Genomic DNA, 25,156 nt, shown 5'->3' on the forward strand with positions numbered 1-25,156 from the left:
GATTATGTACTCTTAAATGATAGGAGCTCAATGTGCTCATTAAACATAAATTAATTTTAAACACGGTTTTGCTCGTTGTGGCTCTAGTCGCTATGTTAGGGCTTTTTTACAATACACAGACCAACCTTGAAAAACTCAATTCCGCAAAGAACCTTGTGGTTCACCAACAAGTAAATATGCTTACTTTGCGCCGTAACGAAAAAGATTTTTTGGCGCGTCTCGACCTTTCTTACGAAACAGAATTTAATGAAATTATGGATTCTTTGTTTAAGGATCAGACTCGTCTTGAAAGTGTAATGGATACCTATTCAATTGATACTGATATATTGCTTGAACTTACTCAGGATTTTAAAGAATATCAGGCTGATTTTTTGTCGGTTGTCACCGCTTCTAAAAAGCTGGGTCTAACGCCAGAGACGGGACTACAAGGTGCGCTTCGTAGTGCTGTTCATAATATCGAAAGTGAATTGTCGGCATTAAATCAAGATGCCATGCTCGTCAGTATGTTGCAATTACGCCGTCATGAAAAAGATTTTATGTTGCGTAATAATCCTAAATACATTGCCTCGTTTAATAAAACATTAGATCAATTAGAAAGTGCATTGAGTAGAGCGTCATTACCTACTGATAAGACTCAATTGCTGTCCTCTCTCACGGAGCAATATCGCAAAAGTTTTAATCAATATTCGGATGGTAAAAAAGACTTAGGTTTAACCAGTAAGCAAGGAAAATTACTGGCTATGCGAGCGTCTATTCATAAAACCGAAACGGCACTTGATGCCTTGGAAGTTCAGTTAACTCAAGCCATTCATGCGAAAACCTCATTTTCGATGATACTGACGGAAATTCTGTGCGGCATTATTATTGTTGTTGGGGTGTTATTTGCTTGGATCATTAATCGTACGATTAATTCGGCACTGAGTACGATTCAAACCACGATGCGAGAAATCCAGACGACGCATAATATTGGTTTGCGTATTGATTTGCCGGCGAAAGATGAAATTGGTTTTGTTGCATCCAGTATCAACGATATGTTGGCAGATTTTAGCCGTGTGATAGCCGACGCGAATCAAACCGTAAAAGAGATGAATACGACGACTATACAATTGTCACAAAACGCCGCAAGAACATCAGACGATGCTCAGAAACAGCGGGCCGAAACCGACATGGTTGCGGTGTCTGTAACGGAGATGGTGGGCACGGTTGAAGATATTTCTCGCAGTATGGAAATGGCTGCGTCTAAGGCTTTGTCAACGCAAGAAAATGCACGAGAAGGTCAGTCAAAAGTAACTTCGGCCATTGATCGCATTCGCCAACTCTCAGATAGGCTTGAAGGCTCTGTTGAGACAGTCAGTGCACTTGCAAAAGAAAGTGAGAGTATTGGTGGCGTTTTGAGTGTGATCCAAGGCATTGCTGAACAGACAAATTTACTTGCCTTAAATGCGGCTATTGAAGCGGCGAGAGCCGGTGAACAGGGTCGTGGATTCGCTGTAGTGGCCGATGAAGTCCGTGCATTGGCAAGCCGAACTCACTCGGCGACAGAAGAAATATCTGAGATTATAGTGACTTTGCAAGGTCGTACGAAAGGGATTGTTTCATTGATGGAAGAGTGTCGTCAGGATGGCGCTTTAAGTCGAGATGAAGCCACTATTACAGGAACGGTTTTAGACAAAATACTTCTTGATGTAGAAGAAATCTCAGCCATGGCAGGATCGGTATCATCCGCAATTGAACAGCAAACCATTGCGGCTAATGAAATCAGCAAAAATGTTGACACAATACGAGAAATTACCGAAGACACATCTGCTTCTGTTGCTTTGAACTCCAAAGCAAGTCAGGAGATTGCGGGTCAAGCCGAGTCTTTAAATAGAAGCATCTCTGTTTTTAAAGTGTGATGCCAGTGTGGTTTATGATTGGTTAAAACAAAATAATAAACCACACTCATACTGAATCGTATCTGACGCAGTTCTACTCTATCTATTGGGGCTGCGTTCCCGTTATGATGCAGATGACATCACTTGATAAAATTTAGGGGAATCTTATGTTATATCGATTGGCATTAAGCGTATTTCTTGTTTTTTTTGTAACCACTTCCATGGCAGCGAAAGCAGAAAGCAAGGAGACAAAAACACTCGCTCAAACGGTTTTTGAATTAGAGCGAAGTTTGGCTATTTTACAATTATCCACCGCGTCTTTAGGCGATTATCAATCGCTTGATAAAAAAATAGCGCAGGTAAAATCGCTAGAATATCGTGTAAATTTTCTTGGTAATCTCACTTTTTTATTGTGTATGGCGCTCGCTGTTTTCTTTTTTCAACTACGCAAACAAAATAAGCGACTATTAGCGCTTGAGAAGAGTAAAAGAAATGCCAATGAATAACACAGCCGTCTTGATGATTATCGATATGCAGCAAGGCATGTCTTGGCCACAAGCTGGCGAGCGGAATAACCCCAACGCAGAACAGGAAATTGCTGAATTAATTGCCCATTGGCGAGCAAATTATGCGCCTATTGTGCATGTTCAGCACATTTCGACGGAGCCTGAATCCTTATTTTGGCCAGAGCAAGACGGCGTTTTGTTTCAAGATGCATTCCAACCGCTGGAAGGGGAAAAAGTCGTAGAGAAGTCCGTCCCTGATGCGTTCATCTATTCGGACTTAGAAAAGTGGTTACGAAAACTGAATACTCAAGCGCTTGTGGTGGTCGGTGTAAGCACCAATAACTCGGTTGAGTCGACGGTAAGAAGTGCTGGGAATTTAGGTTTCACGACGTATGTGGTTGGCAGCGCCTGTTTTGCTTTTGACAAAGAAGACTTTTTTGGACAATCACGCAGTGCCGATGACGTGCATGCTATGTCATTAGCCAATTTACACGGTGAATATGCCACGGTTATTACACAAGATGACGCGTTTGCTTTGTTACCTAAAGGTCATACGTCGCTACGTGATTAAGCCATAATAGGTTGTGTTGAAGCTTCAGATTATAAGCTTCTATGCCATTAAATACTTTCCCCCATTTCTATCTGAAAGGGTAAGTCGATAATCTTTTGCGAGACGGAATTGCCTTGTAAACGAGACAGCAAATGCTCTGCCGCTAAGCGACCCATTTCTTCTCGAGGGGTGATGACTGTGGCTAATAATGGCACCATGACTCGCGCGATATTATGGCCATGAAATCCCGCAATACCCATTTCTTCGGGTATTTTTATGCCCATTTTTTGGCAAGCGTAGAGCGCACCAATGGCTAAGTCATCATTGGTGCAAAAGACGCCGTCGGTATCCGGCTGTTTTTCTAAGGCTTCTTTCATGAATTGCTCGCCCTGCGTAAACGATGACGCGCTGTCTGTACTTAGGCACATTTCGGTTAAGCCATTGTCCTGCATTGCGGCCTGATAGCCGCGTATTCTTAACAGCGTTCTTTGGTCCATTCGGGCGGCAAAATAGACAATTTTACGATGGCCTTTTTTGATCATGCATTCGGTCATGGCGTACGCAGCGGCTTGGTTGTCGATACCAATAGCTTGTTCGATTGCAGGAGACACCGAGTCCATAATTTCAATTACCGGAATACCTGCCACACTGAGCATCTTACGAACCCGCTCGGTGTGATAGCTTTCGGAAATAATAAGGCCATCCACGTTGTAAGAAAGCAGAGCCGCAATACGCGTTTCTTCAGCCTCTTTGCTATAACCATAGTGTGCCAGCATGGTTTGGTAACCAGCGGGTTCTAACACAGACTCTATGCCACGAATGACTTCCGCGAACACTTGGTTGGTTAACGACGGCACCAATACGCCAATGGCATGACTTTTGGATTTGGATAAAATATCGGGTGCTCTGTTCGGTATGTAACCCAAGTGTTCTAGCGCTTCGCCGATCTTAATTTGCAATGGAGGGGAAACCTGATCGGGCTTTCTAAGATAGCGACTTACCGTCATTTTCGTGACGCCAACTAAGTTCGCAACGTCTTGCAATGTGGGGCGTTTATTTTTCATACCTGAGCTTTTCATATCAAGAGACGTATCCATGAATTGTTACCTGTAACATTATCATAAGCAACTCATAGCAAGAAACAAAAAAAACAGACAATTATGGTGAAGGTGTTTTTAAAACAAAGAGGATATTGAAAGTGAGTATTTACTATTATGTGGTTGAAAGGCACAACTTGCTTGCTGTGCCTCTTTTGTTCTATTGGTTTGATAATAGAGAAAGTGCTTCGTTCAAGACGGCGTCCGCATCTTGGGAAATATCAATGACGAGCGCTTCTTCTTCTTCTGTTGGCTCAATCAGGGTGGCAAATTGGCTTTCTAACATTTCACGGCCATTAAAATAGTGACCATCACGTTTTTGATGACGTTGCCAAATGGTATCAATACTGCCTTTCAGGTAGATCATGGTGACATCGTCTAGACCTTGGCGAAGCATAGCGCGGTATTCTGGTTTTAATCCAGAACAGGCAATCACAGCGGTCGGGTTGTCGGTTAATAGCGTGTTGAGCGTGGCGAGCCAGTCTTTACGGTCTTCGTCTGTTAGCGGAATACCCTTGCTCATTTTGTCGACGTTTGTTTTACAGTGAAAGTTGTCACCATCAAAAAAACGATAGCCCAGCTTCTCCGCGATGTTTTTACCTATCAGCGATTTACCTGATCCTGAAACACCTAATACTACAATCTTTTTTGTCATCTTCTTAAGTCCTTGTCGCCTTGCTGTTATCAGCAAGGCTGTGTCGTTCAAAAAAGCCGTGTTGAACGGCATGGTCTCAATGGGTTATTTCCACCAAAGGGCCAGCTGAGGGAAGAATATGACCAAGACGAGTACGGCAACTTGCATCGCAATAAAAGGAAGCAAAGAGCTGAATATTTCACCAAGGCTAATGTCTTTGGGTGCCACGGATTTAAGATAAAATGCGGCAGGCCCAAAGGGCGGAGACAAGAAAGATACCTGCATGTTCAAACAGAACACCACACCAAACCAGATTGGGTCTAAGCCCAGTCCCGTAATGATCGGCACAAAAATCGGCATGGTTAATAGCGCAACACCAACCCAATCCAAGAACATACCCAAGATAAGCAAAATCAGCATCATGATCATGATGGTGCCCATCACACTGCCGCCACTTAGGGCAAGAATGATTTCTTCAACAAAATCGATACCGCCCATTAGGTTGTAAACACCAACCAGCGCTGTTGCACCAATGCCGATCCAGATGATCATGCCGCAAGTACTCATGGTCGCGGTGGCACTGTCTTTAAGCATTGAAAAGTTCAGTTCGCCACGAATTGCCGCACTGATGATGATGCCGACAACGCCCAATGCCGAGGCTTCAGTCACAGACGCAACGCCAGTATAAATACTGCCCAATACCATCATTACGGTGAGCAGCGGGAAAAGCAGCGCTTTGAAATAGTTAACGTCTTCGTCTGCTGCGAGTTCTTCTTCTGTGGGTAATGGTGCGTATTCTGGGTGAATGCGACACAAGATCAGCACGTAGGCCATGTAAGTGAACGCCAGAATAAAGGCAGGCAGGAACGCGGCCTTAAAAAGATCGCCAATTGATACGCTGGCGGTTAGGCCATAAATAATCAATACGATACTGGGTGGCAGCATGGTGCCTAATGCGCCACCGGCACAGGTTACACCAATGGCCAGTTTGCGGTTGTAGCCAAGACGCAGCATTTGCGGCAAGGCTAAAATTCCTAACAAGACGGTTTCGCCGCCGATGACACCGGACATAGAGGCTAATACGATAGCAACCAACAGTGTTTGTACGGCAACGCCACCGCGCAGCCTGCGACCAAATACTTTCATTGCATCGAACAGATCTTTGGCGATGCCTGACCTATCTAATAGTGCGGCCATCAATACAAACATTGGCACAGCAAGGAATACATAGCTGCCAACAAAACTGTATAAGCGGCTGGTGATCAATGGCAAGGCACCCACACCAAACCAACCAACAGCAAACACCAATGCCACTAACGCAGTAACGAATGCTAATTGCATTCCTGTTAGCAGTAATAAAATCATGGAACCGAGCATCAGTAGGCTGCCGTAGCCTATGCCCATAGCGGATAAATCAAACATCGTCGCGTTTCCTTAAGCCATTTAATTCTTGTATTAGGTGCAAGGAGAACTGCACAAACATGATACAAAGAGTCATGAATATCATGCCTTTTACTAAGGCGGGGAAAGCGGGGTTCCAAGCAGACCCAGATGTCTCTAAGCGAAGATCACCAAACGGTGTAAACCACGAGTCTTGGACCATTTGATAAGCCGCCCAACTCAGTAAACCAGAAAACAAAAGCCCCATGATGTGGTGAAAAACATTCAGCCAGCGACGGGTTTTGTCAGAGACGATGTCATAGATAAGTACCACACGAACATGTTTGTTCGTCGATAGCGCATAAATACCGCCGTAAACAAACAAGCTGCCGCCCAAAAAGGAAGCCGTCTCATGAACCCATATAGTGGGTGCGTTAAAGACATAGCGCATTAAGACTTCGTAAAAAGAAATGGCAACAGTAAAAATGAACAGCAGACTTAACATATTGCCAAACTTGAAAATAACACGGTCTAAGCCGTTTTTTGGCTGTTCTGAGCTGTCAGGCGTCTGAGGATGAGTTTCGTCTTTCATGATCATGATCCAATGGAAAACAGGCGTTTACATAATAAACGCCTGTTGTGCTAGCTTAAAGGACGTCAGTAAGTGTTTTTTTACGCTTATAGAAGACCATTTTCTTCTAGGTAAGTCGTAACAGAGTCGTACACTTTTTGTGCGTTATCAGAGCCTTTAGCAAACTCTTCCCACTGTGTGCGAGCAATAGCACGGAACTTCTTACGTTCTTCTGCAGACCAATCGTGAATCGTGATGTTTGGATCTGCTTTTGCGACTTTAACCGCAGCTTGGTCAGCAATACGCAGTTGCGTGGTAATGTCTTCTGCAAAGTCACGTACTGATACCGTTAGGATAGTCTGAATGTCAGCAGGTAATTTGTCCCATTTTTTCTTGTTCATTGAAATATCGATCAATGGCAAAGAGTGGAAACCTGGCTGAATTGGGTGTGTCGCAATGTCGTTCATACCGGCTTTCTGGTTAGTAGAGAATACCGTGTAGTCAGCGGCATCAATAACGCCCTTGCTTAGGCCTGTGAAGACTTCTGAACCTGGTAAGTTTACCGGCGCAGCGCCAGCGGCCGCGAAGACACGCTGAACCAAACCTTCAGGAGCGCGAAGTTTAAGGCCTTTCAAATCCGCAACGCTGTCTAGCGGAACACGAGAAACAAAAGACTCGACGCCCGTTGTCGAACCGCCAATGAATTTCACGCCGTAAGGAGCGTAAAGTTCGTTCATTAGCTCGTAACCACCACCGTAGTTAATGTATTGCAGAAGTTGCTGAGTGTTTGACCAAGCACCGACTGTGTTACCGATCAAACCAAATGCTGGATCTTTACCAGAGAAAAACTCAGTTGCCGTAATGTGGCCATCTAAGATGCCCATTTTAATGCCGTCTAGGGTTTCGGTATGTTTGAAAATACTGCCAACAGGAAGCAAGTCGATGTGAACACGGCCGCCTGTCATGGTTTCAACGCGTTCAACCCATTCTTTTTGAACTTGAAAGTTTTTGTCACCCGCTGGATCAGAGGACTGAAACTTAAAGTTATAATCCGCTGCAATCGCAGAGGTAGAGAGGATGCCGGCCATCGTGGCGGTCAATAATGTGGTGCTGAATTTACTCATGGTATCGCTTCCTATTGTTGTTTTTTTGAAAGAACATTTTTAGAAGATGTGCCTAGGTTGTCGGTATATGTTACCGGTAACTAAGATGGGATGTTACCGATAACATTTCGGGTTAGTCAAGTCTTTATCTCCAGATTTTTTAGTAAAATCATAGATGATTGATATTCATAGAGAACTTTTTTATATCTTTTGTAATGAGGCATTGGTGAACGAGAGTTGGGTTTGTGATTATAAGGCATTGCACTTGGTATTGTATGAAAGTGTCACCGATGCGAAATGGCGTAACGAAAAGTGTGGCTAACAGGGTGCGCACAAATTACTCATTAATAAAATGCGTGATTTGCTTTGCTTAATTTAACATCCATAATGTGGATCTTTATCAGCCTAGTTTTGAGGGTTGTACTGCTTACTTTTTTGCCAAAAAGGATACTAAGAAATGGCCCGTTGGGGATTGCGTGGTAAATCGTTATTTGCTTTGGCAAGTACTTGTCTTTTTGCGCTGCTAATCATCGCAGTGATTGGTTGGTCTTTTATTCAAAAAGGGCAAGAATATTCAGCAGAGAATTACGCGAACAGTTTTACTCAGTTAAATTATCAACGCATATTAACACCAGTCTCAAGAGAAGTGGCGTTGGCAGAACGCTTTGCTAATTCAACGGTTATAAAAGCGTGGTTGAGTAACAGTGAAGACCTAGAATTAGAAAGGCGTTGGCTTGAAGAAACTCAAGGTTATCTTGATACCTTTCAAAATCACGCCATGTTTATTGTGAATGATTCGACGCGACAATATTACTTTGCAGACCACGAAAATACTCTGTCAACGACGCCAAAATACACCCTAAGTAAAACGAACAATACCGACAGTTGGTATTTCTCTACGCGAACTAAAACCGAGCCTTTTAGTATCAATGTGAACTACGACGAAGTGCTTAAGGCTATGAAGGTTTGGATTAATTTTCCGGTTCGTAATCAAGGCCAGTTTATTGGTTTAGCGGGAACAGGCTTTTCATTGGATCGCTTTACAGCGCAATTTCTTGAGAACCAAGTTCAGGGTGTGACGCCTTTTATTATCAATGCTGACGGCGCTATCGAAATACACCGAAATAAAGCACTAATTGCCTACAATGCGAAACAAAGTGGCAGTAATGTGCGATCTATTTATTCATTGTTAGACGATGACGAGTCTAAAAAAAGAGTAAAAGAAGCATTAACTCAAGCGCAAAGCGAAGAGGGAAAAGTCACTACTGTGAACGTGCAGCAAGATGGGCATAAACAGTTGATGTCTTTTGTGTATTTTCCGTTATTAGATTGGTTTGTCGTAACCAATATAGATTTGGCCAGTGTCAGTATTTTTGATGCTAGTTTAGTGTTGCCTGCGGCCAGTGCTTTTGTGTTGCTGTTGGTACTATTGCTCGTGGTTTTTGGCTTTGTGGTGGAACGTTTATTGATAGCGCCGATTCGTCAGTTACAACAGTCAGCGAAAACCATTGCCAGCGGTTCCTATAATGTATCATTGGCAGCGAATGGTAATGATGAAATAGGAGACTTAAGCAAAACCTTTAATAAAATGGCGCAACAAGTAAGAAACCATACTCAAGAACTGGAAGAAAAAGTACAGGCTCGGACGGCGGAGTTAGAGAAGGTTCATGAAAAGGTAGTAGAGGCACATGGGAAAATTGGCGCGTCTATCGATTATGCCAGTTTGATTCAAAGGTCGATTCTTCCTGATCGTCAAATGCGTCAGTTATTAGGGGAGGAGTACAGCGTCATTTGGCGTCCCCGTGATGTAGTTGGTGGCGATTTTTATGTGTTCCACACCACGGATGAAGGGTGTTTGTTAGGGATTGTTGATTGCGCGGGACACGGTGTTCCAGGGGCCTTGATGACCATGTTAATGCGTGCAGCCATTGATTATTCTATTGCTCGAATAGGGATTGAAGACCCTGCCGCTTTGCTGAGTTTGATTGATGACACGTTACGTTCAATGTTGGACGAAGAAGTCAGTGCCAAAAAAGTCGCAACCAATGCCGATGTCGGCTTGGTGTATATACCTAAAGACGGCAGTGTTGTGCGTTTTTCTGGCGCAAAAATTGCGCTTTATGCCAGTAATGGCGAAGAGTTCATTAAATATGATTCTGGCCGTCGAGCATTAGGCGACCGTCGTAGAGGTGACTATGAGAATGCCGATTTGCCAATGACGGAATGGACCTATTATATGACGACAGATGGTTTTCTAGATCAATCTGGCGGCGACAAAAACTTTGGTTTTGGTAATCAACGTTTTGAAGCATTAATAAAAGAGAATGCGGCTTTACCTTTAAAAGAGCAATCCGAGTTTTTTGAATCAGCGTTAGATCAGTACATGGGAGATCAACCGCAAAGAGACGACATTACACTGCTGTCATTCCGGTTTGATATTAATAACCACTAATTATAAGGATAGGTGAGATGAGTTCGCCAGATTTATATGGATTAAGAGAGCGCTTTGAGAAAGACAATATTTTATTGTGTTTTAATGGCCCTATTTCCCGTAGTTTGATTGAGGAAATTGGTAATGCGTTAAAGAATTATTTGAAATCTGAACAGTTGTCACCGGCATCGGCTTTGGATGTGTTTGCTGCGTACATTGAACTAACACAAAATATTAGACATTACGCAACGTCATCTCAATTAGCTGGCGCGGATACGGCAACCGTGATCGTGAGTCATTCCGATGGATGTTATAGTGTTGCTGCAGGCAATATTGTTAGAGCAAGCGATGGTAGAAAACTGGTAGAGCGTATTGAGTCATTTGCAACAATGGACAAAGTAGAGCTGAAAGCCGCCTACAAAACCCAACTTCGCAAACCTCGTGATGAAGACGCAGTAACCGGAGCAGGACTAGGGTTAATCGACATGGCACGAAAATCTTCGAAACCGATGGAAGCAACGCTTAAAGAGATCGGGAACGACACAGCCTATTTTAGTCTAAGTATACAAATCTGAGAAAATGAATATGAATGATTTATTAATAGAGGGAACCGCTTCGTCTCCTACTGTAAGAGGAGAGTGGAAAAGTGGAACATTGTATATGGAAGGAGATTCCTACCCAGAAAATTCTTATGAGCTTTATGGTCCTATGGTTGCTTGGGTAGAGCGTTATCTTAAAGAGCGTTCTGAACCACTGACGCTTGAACTGACATTGTTGTACCTTAATACAAGTAGCATCAAGGTAATGATGGACATGTTTGATGAAATGGAAGAGCGTTTTCAAGAAGGTCGCCAAGTGGCTGTAAACTGGTACTTCGATGAAGAAAATGAACGCGTGGCTGAGTTGGCTGAAGAATTCAAAGAAGATTGTACGTTTCCTTTTAAGATCATAGGCAAATAAATGAAGACAGATTTCGCTGAACTTGAAAAAAACATTCAGGATATTCTGGCGGCACCTGAGTATCAGGATCACCCTGCAAGCAAAGCATTAAGCCAGCTTTGGGAAGTCAATCAAGAACAGTGGAGTCGCATGGATCGCTTAACTCGATTGTCTGATTCATACCAAGATGTCATGATTCAACAGGGAAAAAGCCTTAGTGAACGATTTGACAAACACGTACGACAATTAGAAAAAATGACACGGATTTCAGATCGCTACCAGCGCAGTTTACGGCAGCTGAATATCGAACTGGAGAAGACCTCATTAGTCGATCCGCTGACGGAACTGCCCAATCGACGAATGATAATGAAGCGCTTATCTCAAGTGTTTGACGGTCAGCAAGAAGAAGGCTTAAGCGTTGCGATGATCGACATTGATTACTTTAAAAAAGTAAATGATGAGTTTGGTCATCAAGTGGGCGACGAAGTACTAATTGCTTTGGGCAGATTAATGGAAAGTGTGGTTGGTGATCATGGCGTTATCGGGCGCTGGGGCGGTGAAGAATTTTTAGTGATATTGACCAACCCAAAATTTGAAGATGCGGTTGCCCTGCTTGAATCGCTTCGTTCTAAAGTGAGCGCTTATACTCATCAAATCGACGATAAAACCGTTTTAACCAGTGTTAGTATTGGTATTACAGAGTATCAAGACAAGGATACGGTGGACTCATTGCTTTCGAGGGCAGACAGCGCCTTATACTCCGTTAAATCCAAAGGGCGAAATAGCCTAGCGGTGGGATGATGTAAAGCCGTTGTTTTTATTCTGCGAATATAAAAAAGGGGCCTCTTAATGAGATGCCCCTTTTTTATTTTGTCTGGTTACTCTTTTTGACAGAGACTTTGTCTCCTAGACATTGGTCTAAGAAATGTTTTATTGACTAGGATAAAAGAACACACTCCTTTACGTCGATAAAAATGAACTTACCCAAATGAGAATAATAATATGGCCGCTATCGATATTCCTGAAGTCCATAAATTCATCGAAGCCATCCCACCTTTTTCGGGCTTAAGCCTATTAGAGCGAAAGCAGGTATTGACTGGGGTGTCTATGTTGTATGTGCGTCAGGGGCAAACACTGGTGTTAAAAGAGGACGCGGCGACGGTGCACCTGATTCGCCGAGGCGCTTGTGAAATCCGCACACCCAAAGGCGGCTTGGTGGATCAAATTGCCGATGGTGAATGTTTTGGCGTGTCCAGTGTGATGGCGCAAAATCCTGACGGATTGCAAGTTGTCGCTATGGAAGACAGCCTTGTTTATCGCTTTGATAAAGCCCGTTTTATGGAAATGATTGAAGAAAGTGAAGCGTTTGGACTTTTCTTTGAACACACTCAACATAATCGCTTACGAAAACTCACCCGTAGCCAGAACCGCGAACTGTCGTCTCCCGCGTTGCAACTATCGACGCCCATTGCCCATATTATGACGCGTCAGTTAATACAAGCTACGCCGGAAGAAACCGTACAAACTATTGCTATGCGCATGACGGAAGCGCGAGTTAGCTCCATTTTGGTAGTAGAAGAAGGTCGCTTACAGGGCATTGTTACTGATCGAGATTTACGCTCACGTATATTAGCGGTCGGCAGTTCTTCGAACGCTCTAGTGGCAGACATTATGACGGCGTCCCCTGTGACCTTATCGCCAGATTCATTGGTCATGCAAGCGCAAACCTTGATGAGCGAAAGTAACATCCATCACTTACCGATTGTCGACGAAGAACACCGAGCTGTTGGCATGTTGACCGCCGCCGATCTATTGCGACACCAAGAACTCAGTCCGCTTTTGTTGATCAATCAAATTCATCGTCAGCAATCCGTAGAAAGCCTTGTTCATGTTTGTAAACAGTGGCCAACCTTAATTATAAATTTGATTGTTACCGATATGAAAGCCGCGGACGTGGGCAAAGTGCTGGCGACCGTGAGTGACAACTTAACACGACGTTTGATCGATCTGGCGCTCGAAAAATTCGGCCCCGCACCGATGGCCTTTCAGTTTTTAGTGTTTGGTTCTCAGGCACGTCGCGATCAATCGCTTGGCAGTGATCAAGACAACGGTTTGATGCTTGAGCGTGAGCCAACCGAAGAAGAGAGCCGCTATTTTGCTGAGTTCTCCGAATTTGTTTGTCAGGGGTTAGGCTTGTGTGGCATTCGACTTTGCCCCGGTAACATCATGGCCAGCAATCCCGAATGGCGAAAGACAACCGCGGGTTGGCAGCAAGCATTCTCACGTTGGATAAAAAGCAGTGCGCCCAGTGCGTTGCTTCACGCCAGCATCTTTTTTGATATCCGTTGCGTTTATGACAATGGCAAAGAAGAGGGCGCAGCGGTAAAAGACTTAATCAAATCGATGCAGTTGGAGGTGAGTAAAAACAGTGTGTTCTTAGCCACCTTGACGCGCAGCGCATTGGTGACGAAACCACCGTTGGGTTTCTTTCGGCATTTCTTATTGGAATCGTCTGGTGAACACAAACATCAGCTGGATTTAAAGCATCAAGGTCTGGCATTGATTAATGATTTAGCGCGTCTTTACGGTTTATCTTGTCAAACCTACCGTGTTGGAACCTTGGATCGCATTGAGCAAGCGATTCGCGAAAAGTTGATCAGCGTGGATACGGCGCGTAACTTGATGGACGCGTGGGACAAATTAAACGGTTTACGTTTAGAAGCGCAACGTGGCCATTTTCAGGCAACAGGCAAAGCGAGTGCGTATCTAGATCCGAAAGACTTGAGCCCTTTAGAGCGCAAACACCTCAAAACAACGTTCAGTATTATCAGTGATGTTCAAGACGTCGCTCAGCAGCGTTTCTTAAGAGGATACAGCTGATCATGTGGATAGCGTTGATGCAACGGCTGACAGCATGGCGCTTGGCTCAGCAGTCGGCAAAACGCCGTTGGGCTGAGTGGGACTATTTGGTGTTAGACATTGAAACCTCCGGATTGGATGCGAAGCAAGACCACATCGTCAGCGTTGGCTGGGTGTGTATTCACAACGGCGTGATTGAATTGGATACGGCTCGGCACATTGTGCTCGACAATGCCCAGATTGGTGACAATGTTGGCATTCACATGATTACCGACTCGGATGTGCAGCAGTACGGCAAAAGACAAGAAAGTGTGTTGCGTTATTTACGACATTTATTAAAAAATCGGGTGTTAGTCGTGCATCATGCGCCAATGGAACTGGGCTTTTTAAAACACGCTTGGCAAACAGAATCCCTGCCGACGTTTTCGCTCAGTTGGTTGGATACCTTGGCAATCGAAAGGTCGAAAGCCAATAGAGCTCAGCAACCGATTCAAGATGGAGGCTTTCGTCTTGATGCCTGCCGAGAACGTTATGGTTTGCCAGACTACCAAGGCCATGATGCATTGACAGACGCCCTAGCTACCGCAGAATTGTTATTAGCGCAAATTGCCTACCAAGGCAAAGACTGCCGGTTATACGATTTAAATCAAATGGGGGGCGGGCGTGCTCGACTTACTTGTCGTTAATCATTAATCCTGAATATGAGGACTAGAGATTGTTAGGTAGATCGTGGCTTTAGCCCGATAAAAACCCTATTTTTTCGAAAAAATAATGATGAGCCTATGGTGTTGTTAGCAATAAATAGCAGAACCAGATGAAAGGGCTGATAGCCAGACTTGCGAATTGCCTGAATTAGCCGTAAAAGAGATATATAACAAGGTGAAAATGGCGTATTAAAGACCTTATTTTTCAGGTGTTTATAAAATTATTTAGGAAATGTTTAAATTTTCTAAACATATATGCGCATTAATAAAACATTATGTGTTTCAAGGAGATATATGCAACCAGATATATTTATAGATGATTTTGAAATAACAGAAAATACAGAAGAATTACACGCTATTCTCGGTCGCTGTTTGGTTATAGCTACAAGATTCGATAGCTTATGCGATGATACATTAAAGTTTTTGGAGTTTAAGTCATCTTTATCAGCTCTTTTGCCTAAGGAGCAGTTTGAAGAATACGTTGATAAGTTATTTAGAAAATTTACTCCACTAAATAGCAATATTAAGGCTTTTCCTATTGATGATTCATGTAAATCAATCCTTCACATTGCACGTAAAGCTAGAAATGAGGTTGCACATAGCCTATGTAAAGGTATGACTGGATGCTTAGATGATAAGGTAGATGAAGAAGGATTTAAGTCTTACTTGTCTGACCTGATATCTAAGATAGCTGATGGTGACCTCTTAATATCAAAAATATTGTCGATTATAAATCATGATCCACTTCCTCGTTATGAACAGGGCCAGTATCAGACAGAAATAATTAATTGGGTTTTGGGGAAATAAACGCATAACAAGGCAAAGCAATTGACCTCATACTATCACGAGTTTTAGGAATCCTAAATGTCGTGCCAGCATAAGGCAATTGTTTTTAGCGTTAACTTTTATAATTGGATTATAGATGGTCGATGTAAATAGATATGAAAAGGATGTTCATTATGAAAAAGCAAAATCGTTATTGGAGTGTGATGATATCCAGTCTTTTAGATACGCTTGCTTAGAATTAAGGTACTTCATCGAAGCTCATGTGTATCAGCAATTACTTGCAGGGGCTGAAGAAATACCCAGAACAATAATTGAAACGTGGCAACCAAACAAAGCCATAAAACTACTTTCGAATTTCGATGATCTAGCCGATAAAGACTTACATTTGAACATATTTAGCGAAGACGGCGAACTTAAAGACACAATAACGTATAACAACATCCCAATAAGAGACCTCAATAAACTGTATAACTCGCTGGGCAGTTATTTGCATCTTCCAATGCCAAAAAATTTAGCTGATTATAAAATCGAGAAAAATAAAATTGTTAAGATATTTGGTCAGTTAGACAAACTTACCGCAGGCAACTTAATGGTGGTTAAGGCCAACTACGAATTCTTCCCATGTGAAGCCTGCGGGGAAAATATTTTGTATACACAGCATTATGTCAAGTCAAACGAATCGATTGCATGCCAAAATGATTCATGTCGTATTGAGCATGCAATAAGACAATCTGAGAGTAGCGTTTCATTTGGATCAAAATACGTTTTTGAATGCGGCGTTTGTCACAAAGAGGCAACAGTTTTCTTTTCCAAAATTGAAGATGGCTATAAATTCAAATGTGGCCATTGTGAAACAGAGTATAAGTTTGAAATGATTCTACGGGGTATGCCTGTTGAGCAAGAAAGTTAACAAGCATAGGTACTGGGACAATTTTTCGCTAAGCTTGGTGTTTAACTAAGCCGTTTCGTTGAGAGCCAAAGGGATCTGATCCCTTTAGCTGCTAACTTCTAGAAGCCAGCGGCGACAATCCCCAATCCTCTTCTTTTGGTTCGGTGGCCAAGACTCTTGGGTTTTCTGACCAATGTAAAAGGCTCATTTCCCCTGCGGCGGATTCTGTTAGCGCCGTGCAATGCTCGACCCAATCCCCATCGTTGCAATAAAGAATGTCGTCTTTAACTCGAAAAGAAGCAAAGTGAATATGCCCGCAAATATAACCATCTACTTTTTGGTTTTTAGCGGATTTTAGCGCGGCGGTTTCGAAGCGTTCGATGAATTCTTTAGCTTTGTTAATATGACTTTTTAAATACCCAGCGAAAGACCAATAAGGCAAGCCAAAAAAACGTCTGATGCCATTTATCCATTGGTTTAACGAAAGCATAAGCCCGTGTGCTTTATCGCCAATGGCGAGCATCAGAGGGCTGATTTTAACCATCTGATCGAACTCATCACCGTGGCTTACATGAAATGTACGGCCATTGGCTGTTTTATGACGTGCGTTGAGGCGAATGTCGATGCCAGACAAGGTTTGCCCAACAAACTGGCGGAAAAAAGCATCATGGTTACCTGGGATATAGATCACCTTGGTGCCGGATTTTGCCATGGTTAAAATTTGCTCGACTACGTGATGGTGAGATTCAATGAAATACGCACGATGACGCATTTCTTGTAGGTCGATAATGTCGCCAACTAAGTAAAGCGTGTCTGTCTTAATGTTTTGCAAAAAATCTAATAAATGCAATGCCTGACACGCTTTTGTCCCTAAATGAACGTCAGAAATAAACACGGATCTAAATCTTGTCTGCATAAGCACCTCTAGCTCGTTATTATTAGAGTAGACGGTGTTTATGACAGACTTATGTGTTCTTTGTGACCGTTAGATAACAATGGATAAAATCGTCGATTCCGGTGCGTCATCGATAATGTGAGGTTGTATATATAGATAGTTACCCCCTTGTTGTTTGGCGGATTTTTTGGCTTGTGCGGCCAGTTCTGCTACTTGGTGATGGTTGTTGCATTGTTGCGGGTCTGGTTGAATCACGCCTATCGCTAAGCTTAAGATGGGGTGGAAAAGGGTTTGACCTTGACGATTTTTTGTCCAAACGCCGCCTTCTTGAAGCGTTTCATCCGAATAAAATTCGCGTACTTGTCGAGCAAATTCTACTAAGATTTTTTCACACTGCTGTTGCCAGTTTACATCTCCGAAGATAACCACAAAGTCGTCACCTCCAATGTGACCAATAAAATTGTCGTTAGTTGAAACGAACTCTTTGATTAAATAGCCGACTAGCTGAATCACAGCGTCCCCTTTTGAATAACCAAAAAAGTCGTTAAAGGGTTTGAAATCATTCAGGTCAAAATACGCAACATGAAAGTCTTCCTTGGCTAATAATCGGCGGCTGACTTCTCGATGTATTGGTACGTTGCCAGGCAATAAAGTCAGCGGGTTTGAGTAGGTGGCATTTTGAATTTTTAATTCGGTGATGCGCTTTAATAGATCTCTTAAATGTCCAATACCAATGAATTTCCCATCGCGAACAACAATAATTTCATTGTTTAGTGTATCGGCTTCTTGATTGGTCATTAAGGTTGAAACACTGGAAAGGCTGACATGGCTTTCCACTATTAATACATCGTAACTGAGTAAGTTAGTGACGGGTTTATGTTCATAGAGTGCACGGCCATACGGCGTAGAAAAAAGCTCATGCAGTTGATTTCGTCGTACCACACCAACCGGTTCGTGGTGGCTATTTACGATAGGAATAGCCATTAAATCTGGTTGTTTTTTGAAGTATTGAGACGCATCTTCTAACAGGCTGTCTTCTTGTAAACTTGCGGTAGGACGACATAAGGTTTGCACTGTCTCGGCGTGATCTTCTTGAAACTGTGAACGACGCTGTGCGTGCTTTACTAAGTAAGGATGGGTTGAAAACGCCGGTGTCTCTGTTGGTCGTCCAAGAAAATAACCTTGGCCAAAGGTAACGCCAATTTCAATCAGTTGGTCGAGTTCTTGCTGTGTTTCTATCCCCTCAGCAATAAGCAGGCAGTTTAGGCGTTGAGCAATGGTTAAAATAGAACGGACAAATTCGCGTTTGATTTCGTCTTTATCTACGTTTTTAATAAAGTGTTTATCAATCTTTACAATATCTGGTTGTAACTCTGACCAAAGCTGCAATCCTGAATAGCCAACGCCTAAATCATCAATGGCCACTTGGAAGCCCATTTCTCGATAATGGTCGACACTGCTACGAGGCAAGCCATTGTGGTCGTAAGGGTGTTGTTCGGACAGCTCGATAACGATGTCTTTTTGATCTAATCCAAGCTCGTTAAGAATGGCGAGCGTCATGCCAGATTGATGATCTGGCGACGCCAATAAAGAGGCGCTGACGTTTAGGAATAAACGTCCTTCTAAGGACAATTTGGCGAATTTCGATAGGGCTTTTTCACGACAAAGTAATTCCAGCTTGTGGAGTTTTCCTTCTTGTTGAGCCAATGCAAATAGTGGGTCTGGAGAAAATAGAGCGGAATTCTTGGGGCCGCGTGAGAGTGCTTCGTGCCCATAAATTTTCCCATTTTTTAGGTCATAAATAGGCTGGAAATAAGGCGTAACTAATCCATTTACAAGAATCTTTTCAAGCAGCGTACTGTTGTCTAATGGGCTCATTTTTTTCTCAAATATATCTAGATTAAAAAAGTGGCTAGATGGGCATTTTATGTCATATTTATGACATTTTGATGACTGAGTTTGAGATGAGAAGGCTGACTGAGGATATGCTTTATAAAGGATTGGAAGACCCCGTTACCGGATCGATTTCTTATTATTGCTTTCGATCATCGGGAACATTGGGTTCTTTATAGTCGTTATTTTATTTGTGTCACAGCGGCTATTTTGTGGTTCGTAATAAAAGCTAACAGCGGCAGTAAATACAAATACAGTAGACGTTAACGTGTTCGTTTAGTGCTTAGTGTTGTTACGCTGATTTTAACGGGCGGCTAACCGTAAGGTTTGCAAAGAATGCTTTTACATTTGCTTTCATTTTTTTAAAAGCGGCAGCGTAGTATGCTCGGCGTAATTCGTACGCTTTTTCTACATAAAAATCAGTATCAAGGTTACCAAAGCTGTCATATTTGTAATCGGTTTTCATCATGATTCTCCTAAAAAATAAGTCATATTTGACACTGCTTATAATAGGATTCGACCAATCAATCAGCAAACGATCAATTTTCAGCTTATAGGTTAGAAAAATTCACCATTAGAAGCACGGATAAGCGTGTTAAATAGAAGGTTGATTGCTCAGAGCGCGAAATTTACCAGGCGTTACACCTGCGGTTCTTTTAAAAAATCGAGAAAAGTAGCCCGGATCTTTAAACCCCAAGTCATAGCTTATTTCTTCAACGGATCGTACGGTATAAATGAGACTTCGTTTGGCTTCAATCAAGAGTCGATCGTGGACGAGATCGAGTATGCTTTTGTTGAATGCTCGTTTACTAACACGGTTTAAACGGCTGGTGGATGTGCCTAATGCCTGCGCATATTGGTTGCTTGTCCAGTGCTGTCGGTAATGACTTCCGATTAGCTCTTTGAGTTGCTGCGCATGGCGGCCTTCGGTTTTGTTGCTCACACTGGCTACGCCACTGCTGTGTTGGCGATGCAACAATAATAAAATGGCTTTAATCAGATATTCACTCATTAATGCTCTTCCTTCACGTATGAAAGCAGATTCACTTTCAAGCTGCTGGATTAATGGCCAAAGCTCAGAAAATACATTGCGATGACCATTAAAATTGATATAGCACGCTTGACTCAAAAGGGGTTTGATAAATACTGCGGCCTTTTCTTGGTAGGCATCTTCAAGCAGAGGTTCGGCAATGCTAATAACTCGGCCATCTGTATTTGGGGAGAACCGAAAGCCATGTACTATTCCTGCGGGCACGATAATCGCCCACGCGCCTTGCAGTTTGCGTTGTTGTTCGTCCAGTTGTACTTGCGCCTCTCCGGATCTAAGAATAAGAATTTGGAAAAGCTGAGCATGCCGATGAGGATTTATCTTCCAATCTAGATTACTGCTGCGCGATTCAATGTCTTCGATATGGAAAAACTCCGGGTCATTGACCCAGCTAGACTCGCCATAAAGCCCAAAATGGGGAATGCTAGATTGCTTCATCCGCTTCTTCCTATTTGCTAAAAGGTTCTTTTTTATCGTTTTTCAATGACGATAAAACGTTAAAACACACGCTAACACATCGCCTTTTATAAAGAAAAAGTGCATTAAAGTCATTTTGTTGTCTGATTAAATCGATGTGTAAAAATACAAGTTGATCAAAAAGTACAATTTTTTGAACAGAAAGCACCTAACGCCTCATTCGTTAATCTTCCACTATTGCACCACTTAATAGGTTGATGCGTTCGTCAGTATCGAAGAAAAACAATAAATGAAGGTGTGAGAAAATGAAAACTCAAGTTGCAATCATAGGTGCTGGTCCATCCGGTCTATTGCTTGGTCAGTTATTATCAAAGCAAGGCATTGATAACGTTATTATCGAACGTGCTGCGGGTGATTATATTCTTGGCCGTATCCGTGCGGGGGTACTTGAACAAGGTATGACGGATTTACTTCGCGAAGCGGGTGTTGGTGAACGCATGGATCGTGAAGGTCAAATTCATACTGGCGTAGAGTTAGCATTTAACAACAAGCGCGTTAAAATTGAGTTAGAAAAACTGACGGGAGGCAGTACCGTGATGGTTTACGGCCAAACAGAAGTAACTCGCGACTTAATGGAGGCACGCTCAGCCGCCGATTTAACCACCTACTATGAGTCTAGTAACGTGGTACTTCACGATGTAAAAACCGATTCGCCTTATGTGACGTTCGAGCAAGGTGGTGAAAAATACCGCCTAGACTGTGACTATATTGCAGGTTGTGATGGTTTTCATGGCGTTTCTCGTCCCACCATTCCTGAGTCTTCTCGTAAAGAATTTGAGCGTGTTTATCCATTCGGCTGGCTAGGTGTTTTATCCGATACTCCGCCAGTGAATGATGAGCTTATTTACTGCAAAACGGATCGTGGTTTTGCTATGACAAGCATGCGTTCTGCAACACGTTCTCGCTATTATCTTCAAGTGCCTCTTACCGATAAAGTTGAAAATTGGAGTGATGACGATTTTTGGACAGAGCTGAAACGTCGTCTTCCTGATGATGTCGCTGAAAAGTTGGTGACGGGTCCGACGATTGAAAAGAGCATTGCACCATTGCGTTCTTTTGTTTGTGAGCCCATGCAATATGGCAATCTTTTCTTGCTCGGTGATGCTGCCCATATTGTACCGCCAACGGGTGCGAAAGGTTTAAATCTCGCGGCATCGGATGTGGCGACACTTTATAAGATATTAACGCGTGTTTATAAAGACGGCGATAAGGAATGTATTAACCAATACTCTGAAATTTGTTTGCGTCGGGTTTGGCATGGCGAGCGTTTTTCTTGGTGGATGACGAGTATGCTGCATGACTTTGGTGATGATGGCGCAAACAGCACGGATGCGCAGACGTATGCGCGTTTTATGAGCTCAGAACTGAGCTTCTATACAGACAATGAAGCGGGTCGCCGTGTGATTGCTATGCAATACGTTGGGTTGCCTTACGAAGAATTGTCTTAATTGGACCAATACATTGGATGGCTAAATTTATAACGCTATCCAATTTTTCAATACCTCACATTTATAATCAATTACCTTTTTGACAATTAGGTTGTTAGTCTCCTAAATGCAAAGTGGTTCTAAAAACTGCCTATAAAAAAACAACGCTATTTGGGAGTCGAACATGATAAAAATAATAAAACACGCGACAATAACGGCTATTGCTGCTTCTGTTATTGTCAGTGCTCACGCAAACGCATCCGCAGAATATACATTACGTTTTAGTCACTTCTTTCCTGAAGTATCGGGTCCAAGTAAGGGTTTGTTTCTAAAATGGGCAGAGGCGGTAGAAGCAGAATCGAATGGGCGTATTGACGTTCAGATGTACCCTTCTAGCACGCTAGCGAAGGCTCCAGCTCAGTACGATGCCGTGAAGAATAGCATTGCAGACGTGTCTGTTTCCGTTCAAGGCTATACAGCAAACCGTTTTCCACTAACGCAAATTGTGGAACTACCAGGTGTTTCTCAAGGTGCGGCGCAAGGTTCTTGTATTGTTCAGTCGCTGTATGATGAAGGTCTTATTTCTAACGAATACCGCCAAACTAAACCTCTGTTCTTGTTTACACATGGGCCAGGTGGCATTCATACCACGAAGAAAGAAATCAAAGTACCTAAAGACTTAGAAGGTTTACGTATCCGCCGTCCTACGGCCGTGGTGGCAAAACTGCTTGAAGGCCTTGGTGCACAACCTGTTGGCATGCCAGCTCCTGACTCTTATCAGTCTACTCAACGTGGTGTGATTGATGGTGTTGCGTTGCCATGGGAAGGTCAATATACATTCCGTCTAAACGAATTAACTCAGTATCACACAGACGTAGGTGGTCTTTATACGCTGGCCTTTATTATGACGATTAACAAATCGTTCTATAATCGCTTACCAGCGGATCTTAAAAAAGTAATTGATCATAACTCAGGCATGGAGTGGGCTAAGAAAGCAGCCGTTGTATTTGATGATTTGGATGATAAAGGTCGTGCTCAAGCTATTGAGTTGGGGCATAAAATTACCGTCATTGAAGATGGCGCAGAGAATCCTTTGTGGAAACCAGTTCTTTATCAAGCAACAGAAGATTACTTGAGTGAATTACAACAGAAAGGGTTACCTGCTTATAAAGTCTATGCTCGTGCTGTTGAGTTGTCTCAATCAGCTTGTAAATAACGACCGTTAATAGACATGACCAAGCGTTGTGGTAGTTGGAGAGTATTAATGAGGGTAATAGCTCAAGTAATAGAGCGTATCACGCATGTAATGCACTTATTGGGCGGGGTGTTCTTAATCACTATGATGGTGGTTACCTTGTTTGATGTCTTTACCCGAGGTTTATTTTCGGTGACAGATGGTGCCGTAGATTGGACTATCCTTGGTGGCATCGAGTTGGTGAAATACAGTTTACTATTTACTGTGCTCTTTATTCTTCCGCACTCTGTTAGCCGTTCACAGGTCATTGTTGACCTGTTTACGGAACGGCTTCAAGCGCGAACAAAAAAAGTATTTGAAGCGGTTTATATACTCTGTTTCGGTTTAATGGGAATCGGTATGAGTTACAGTTTTTATCATTTGGTTGATGAGGCGGCAATGAGTTATGAAACGACTCAGGATTTATTGATTCCATTAACGTATTTTTATGCAGCAGCTTGTTTCGCAACCTTTATGCTTGCTGTTTCGGCCGTGACGCACGCGTTGCAGCTATTATTTTCTAAAAAGGCAGAGTCATGAGTACTTCAATGATCGGTGTTGTCTGTATTACCGTCATGTTGTTGCTAATCGCGCTGCGTGCTCCTATCGCATTGACGATGGCGTTGGCAGGTTTTGTTGGTTTTGGTTGGATTGTTGCGTTTGATCCTGCTATTTCGATTCTCGCTAGTGGCCCTTTTGAAACACTGTCTAATTACAGCTTTAGCCCTATTCCTATGTTTATTCTGATGGGGGTATTTGCGTCAAAATCTGGTATGTCGAAAGAGCTGTTTCAAGGCGCAAGGGCGATGTTCGGTAGTTGGCGTGGTGGTATGGCACTGGCCGCTGTTACGTCATGTGGTATTTTCTCGGCTATTTCTGGTTCATCCATGGCGACGGCAGCCAGTATGTCTCGTGTTGCGTTGCCAGAAATGGAAAAGAATGGTTATGCGCCAACGTTGGCGACGGGTGTGTTAGCCGCAGGTGGTACGTTAGGCATCATGATTCCACCTTCTATTGCGCTGTTATTGTACGCCTTGATTACCGAGCAATCGGTAGGCGCAATGTTTATGGCTGGCGTAATACCTGGCTTGCTTGGGTTGGTGATGTACGGTCTTACTGTCGCTGTTTTGGTTATTGTGTTTCCCAATATTGCTCAACCTGGTAAGGCAACCACGTTAAAAGAAAAGTTTCTTGGTCTTAAGGGATTAGTGCCGTTTACTGGCGTTTTCATTTTTATTATTGGTGGCATTTATAGCGGTTGGTTTACGCCAACGGAAGCCTCTGCCGTTGGTGCGGCGGCAACCTTGTTAATCGCCATTATGCGAGGCATGCGCTTTGAACAGTTTAAAGAGGCGGTAGGTGAAACGTTAGTAATGTCTGCAATGATCTTTTTTATGATCATTGGTGCTGAAATTTTTGGTTATTTTCTCTCTGTGTCACGCATTTCATTTTCCTTGGTTGAATATGTAGACAGTCTGCACTTAGGGCCTTACATGATACTGTTCTGTGTCTTGATTCTGTTTATGGTGCTGGGTTGTGTCATGGACAGTATTGCGATGTTGTTACTGACGGTGCCAGTGGTTTATCCATTGATAGAGGCGGCAGGCTTTGACCCTATTTGGTTTGGTATTGTGGCGGTTATTACGGTGGAATTGGGTTTGATTACCCCGCCCGTTGGCATGAATGTATTTGTCATTAAGTCGGTGGCTCCCCATATATCCATTGGTGATATGTATAAAGGGGTAATGCCATTTGTGATTGCTGATTTACTGCGTTTAGCGCTTATTGTGGCCTTTCCAATACTGGCTATTGGTTTGGTCTAACAGGCGATTTTAGTATGTAAAAACGGCGCCAATTGG

Annotated in this window: 24 protein-coding genes; 15 read left to right on the forward strand and 9 right to left on the reverse strand. The window is 43.0% G+C overall.

Annotated elements, in window-relative coordinates:
* The first annotated feature begins 32 nt into the window (after positions 1-32).
* From M3I01_RS01245 to M3I01_RS01255, 3 genes are all read left to right on the forward strand, one after another.
* On the forward strand, positions 33-1,895 hold the full coding sequence (locus M3I01_RS01245) for a methyl-accepting chemotaxis protein (RefSeq protein WP_255893744.1): 1,863 nt from the start codon (positions 33-35) through the stop codon (positions 1,893-1,895).
* 146 nt (positions 1,896-2,041) lie between these two features.
* Positions 2,042-2,380: a hypothetical protein gene (locus M3I01_RS01250; RefSeq protein ID WP_255893745.1), complete on the forward strand. Its 339-nt coding sequence runs from the start codon at positions 2,042-2,044 to the stop codon at positions 2,378-2,380.
* Complete coding sequence (locus M3I01_RS01255; protein ID WP_255893746.1) at positions 2,373-2,951, forward strand: cysteine hydrolase family protein; 579 nt, start codon at positions 2,373-2,375, stop codon at positions 2,949-2,951. Before M3I01_RS01250 ends, M3I01_RS01255 begins: the two co-directional genes overlap by 8 nt.
* 47 nt (positions 2,952-2,998) lie before the next feature.
* On the opposite strand, the gene gntR is transcribed toward M3I01_RS01255, so the two are convergent.
* From gntR to M3I01_RS01280, 5 genes are all read right to left on the reverse strand, one after another.
* Positions 2,999-4,027 (reverse strand): gluconate operon transcriptional repressor GntR, encoded by a 1,029-nt coding sequence (gene gntR, locus M3I01_RS01260; protein ID WP_394358957.1) that lies wholly within the window; start codon positions 4,025-4,027, stop codon positions 2,999-3,001.
* Between the two features lie 160 nt (positions 4,028-4,187).
* Positions 4,188-4,682: a gluconokinase gene (locus M3I01_RS01265; protein ID WP_255893747.1), complete on the reverse strand. Its 495-nt coding sequence runs from the start codon at positions 4,680-4,682 to the stop codon at positions 4,188-4,190.
* Positions 4,683-4,766: 84 nt separating this feature from the next.
* Positions 4,767-6,083 (reverse strand): TRAP transporter large permease, encoded by a 1,317-nt coding sequence (locus tag M3I01_RS01270; protein WP_255893748.1) that lies wholly within the window; start codon positions 6,081-6,083, stop codon positions 4,767-4,769.
* On the reverse strand, positions 6,076-6,633 hold the full coding sequence (locus tag M3I01_RS01275; RefSeq protein WP_255893749.1) for a TRAP transporter small permease subunit: 558 nt from the start codon (positions 6,631-6,633) through the stop codon (positions 6,076-6,078). The genes M3I01_RS01270 and M3I01_RS01275 overlap by 8 nt, the downstream gene beginning before the upstream one ends.
* A gap of 86 nt (positions 6,634-6,719) precedes the next feature.
* Complete coding sequence (locus M3I01_RS01280; RefSeq protein ID WP_255893750.1) at positions 6,720-7,736, reverse strand: TRAP transporter substrate-binding protein; 1,017 nt, start codon at positions 7,734-7,736, stop codon at positions 6,720-6,722.
* 436 nt (positions 7,737-8,172) lie between these two features.
* Here M3I01_RS01280 and siaA point away from each other — a divergent pair, with 436 nt between their 5' ends.
* From siaA to M3I01_RS01320, 8 genes are all read left to right on the forward strand, one after another.
* Positions 8,173-10,167, forward strand: a complete 1,995-nt coding sequence (gene siaA, locus M3I01_RS01285; RefSeq protein ID WP_255893752.1) for a biofilm regulation protein phosphatase SiaA — start codon at positions 8,173-8,175, stop codon at positions 10,165-10,167.
* 17 nt (positions 10,168-10,184) lie between these two features.
* Complete coding sequence (gene siaB / locus M3I01_RS01290; RefSeq protein WP_255893753.1) at positions 10,185-10,721, forward strand: biofilm regulation protein kinase SiaB; 537 nt, start codon at positions 10,185-10,187, stop codon at positions 10,719-10,721.
* Positions 10,722-10,731: 10 nt separating this feature from the next.
* Positions 10,732-11,106 carry a biofilm regulation phosphoprotein SiaC gene (siaC, locus tag M3I01_RS01295; protein ID WP_255893754.1) on the forward strand — a complete coding sequence of 125 codons (375 nt, stop codon included), beginning with the start codon at positions 10,732-10,734 and terminating at the stop codon, positions 11,104-11,106.
* Positions 11,107-11,886: a diguanylate cyclase domain-containing protein gene (locus tag M3I01_RS01300; RefSeq protein WP_255893755.1), complete on the forward strand. Its 780-nt coding sequence runs from the start codon at positions 11,107-11,109 to the stop codon at positions 11,884-11,886.
* A gap of 201 nt (positions 11,887-12,087) precedes the next feature.
* A complete protein-coding gene (locus tag M3I01_RS01305) occupies positions 12,088-13,965 on the forward strand; it encodes a DUF294 nucleotidyltransferase-like domain-containing protein (RefSeq protein ID WP_275564868.1) in 1,878 nt (625 codons plus the stop codon).
* A gap of 2 nt (positions 13,966-13,967) precedes the next feature.
* The gene (locus tag M3I01_RS01310) at positions 13,968-14,630 is read left to right on the forward strand and encodes a 3'-5' exonuclease (protein WP_255893756.1); all 663 of its coding nucleotides are present in this window, start codon (positions 13,968-13,970) and stop codon (positions 14,628-14,630) included.
* A gap of 312 nt (positions 14,631-14,942) precedes the next feature.
* A complete protein-coding gene (locus tag M3I01_RS01315; RefSeq protein WP_255893757.1) occupies positions 14,943-15,455 on the forward strand; it encodes a hypothetical protein in 513 nt (170 codons plus the stop codon).
* A 115-nt stretch (positions 15,456-15,570) separates the two neighbouring features.
* Entirely contained in the window at positions 15,571-16,344 is a 774-nt protein-coding gene (locus tag M3I01_RS01320; protein WP_255893758.1) for a hypothetical protein, read from the forward strand.
* A gap of 91 nt (positions 16,345-16,435) precedes the next feature.
* Here the strand turns inward: M3I01_RS01320 and M3I01_RS01325 are convergent, their stop codons facing one another.
* From M3I01_RS01325 to M3I01_RS01340, 4 genes are all read right to left on the reverse strand, one after another.
* The gene (locus tag M3I01_RS01325) at positions 16,436-17,239 is read right to left on the reverse strand and encodes a UDP-2,3-diacylglucosamine diphosphatase (RefSeq protein ID WP_255893759.1); all 804 of its coding nucleotides are present in this window, start codon (positions 17,237-17,239) and stop codon (positions 16,436-16,438) included.
* Between the two features lie 69 nt (positions 17,240-17,308).
* Positions 17,309-19,096, reverse strand: a complete 1,788-nt coding sequence (locus M3I01_RS01330) for a GGDEF domain-containing protein (protein ID WP_255893760.1) — start codon at positions 19,094-19,096, stop codon at positions 17,309-17,311.
* 307 nt (positions 19,097-19,403) lie between these two features.
* Positions 19,404-19,580, reverse strand: a complete 177-nt coding sequence (locus tag M3I01_RS01335) for an RSP_7527 family protein (RefSeq protein WP_255893761.1) — start codon at positions 19,578-19,580, stop codon at positions 19,404-19,406.
* A 126-nt stretch (positions 19,581-19,706) separates the two neighbouring features.
* Entirely contained in the window at positions 19,707-20,597 is an 891-nt protein-coding gene (locus tag M3I01_RS01340) for a helix-turn-helix domain-containing protein (protein ID WP_255893763.1), read from the reverse strand.
* Between the two features lie 284 nt (positions 20,598-20,881).
* Between M3I01_RS01340 and pobA the strand changes: the two genes are divergently transcribed.
* From pobA to M3I01_RS01360, 4 genes are all read left to right on the forward strand, one after another.
* On the forward strand, positions 20,882-22,084 hold the full coding sequence (gene pobA / locus M3I01_RS01345) for a 4-hydroxybenzoate 3-monooxygenase (protein WP_255893764.1): 1,203 nt from the start codon (positions 20,882-20,884) through the stop codon (positions 22,082-22,084).
* Positions 22,085-22,247: 163 nt separating this feature from the next.
* Positions 22,248-23,279 (forward strand): TRAP transporter substrate-binding protein, encoded by a 1,032-nt coding sequence (locus M3I01_RS01350; protein WP_255893765.1) that lies wholly within the window; start codon positions 22,248-22,250, stop codon positions 23,277-23,279.
* 48 nt (positions 23,280-23,327) lie between these two features.
* On the forward strand, positions 23,328-23,837 hold the full coding sequence (locus M3I01_RS01355; RefSeq protein ID WP_255893766.1) for a TRAP transporter small permease: 510 nt from the start codon (positions 23,328-23,330) through the stop codon (positions 23,835-23,837).
* Positions 23,834-25,120, forward strand: coding sequence for a TRAP transporter large permease (locus tag M3I01_RS01360; RefSeq protein ID WP_255893767.1), 1,287 nt, complete (start codon positions 23,834-23,836; stop codon positions 25,118-25,120). The genes M3I01_RS01355 and M3I01_RS01360 overlap by 4 nt, the downstream gene beginning before the upstream one ends.
* The last annotated feature ends 36 nt before the right edge of the window (positions 25,121-25,156 follow it).

It is taken from the genome of Marinomonas maritima, assembly GCF_024435075.2.
Taxonomy (GTDB): Bacteria; Pseudomonadota; Gammaproteobacteria; order Pseudomonadales; family Marinomonadaceae; genus Marinomonas; species Marinomonas maritima.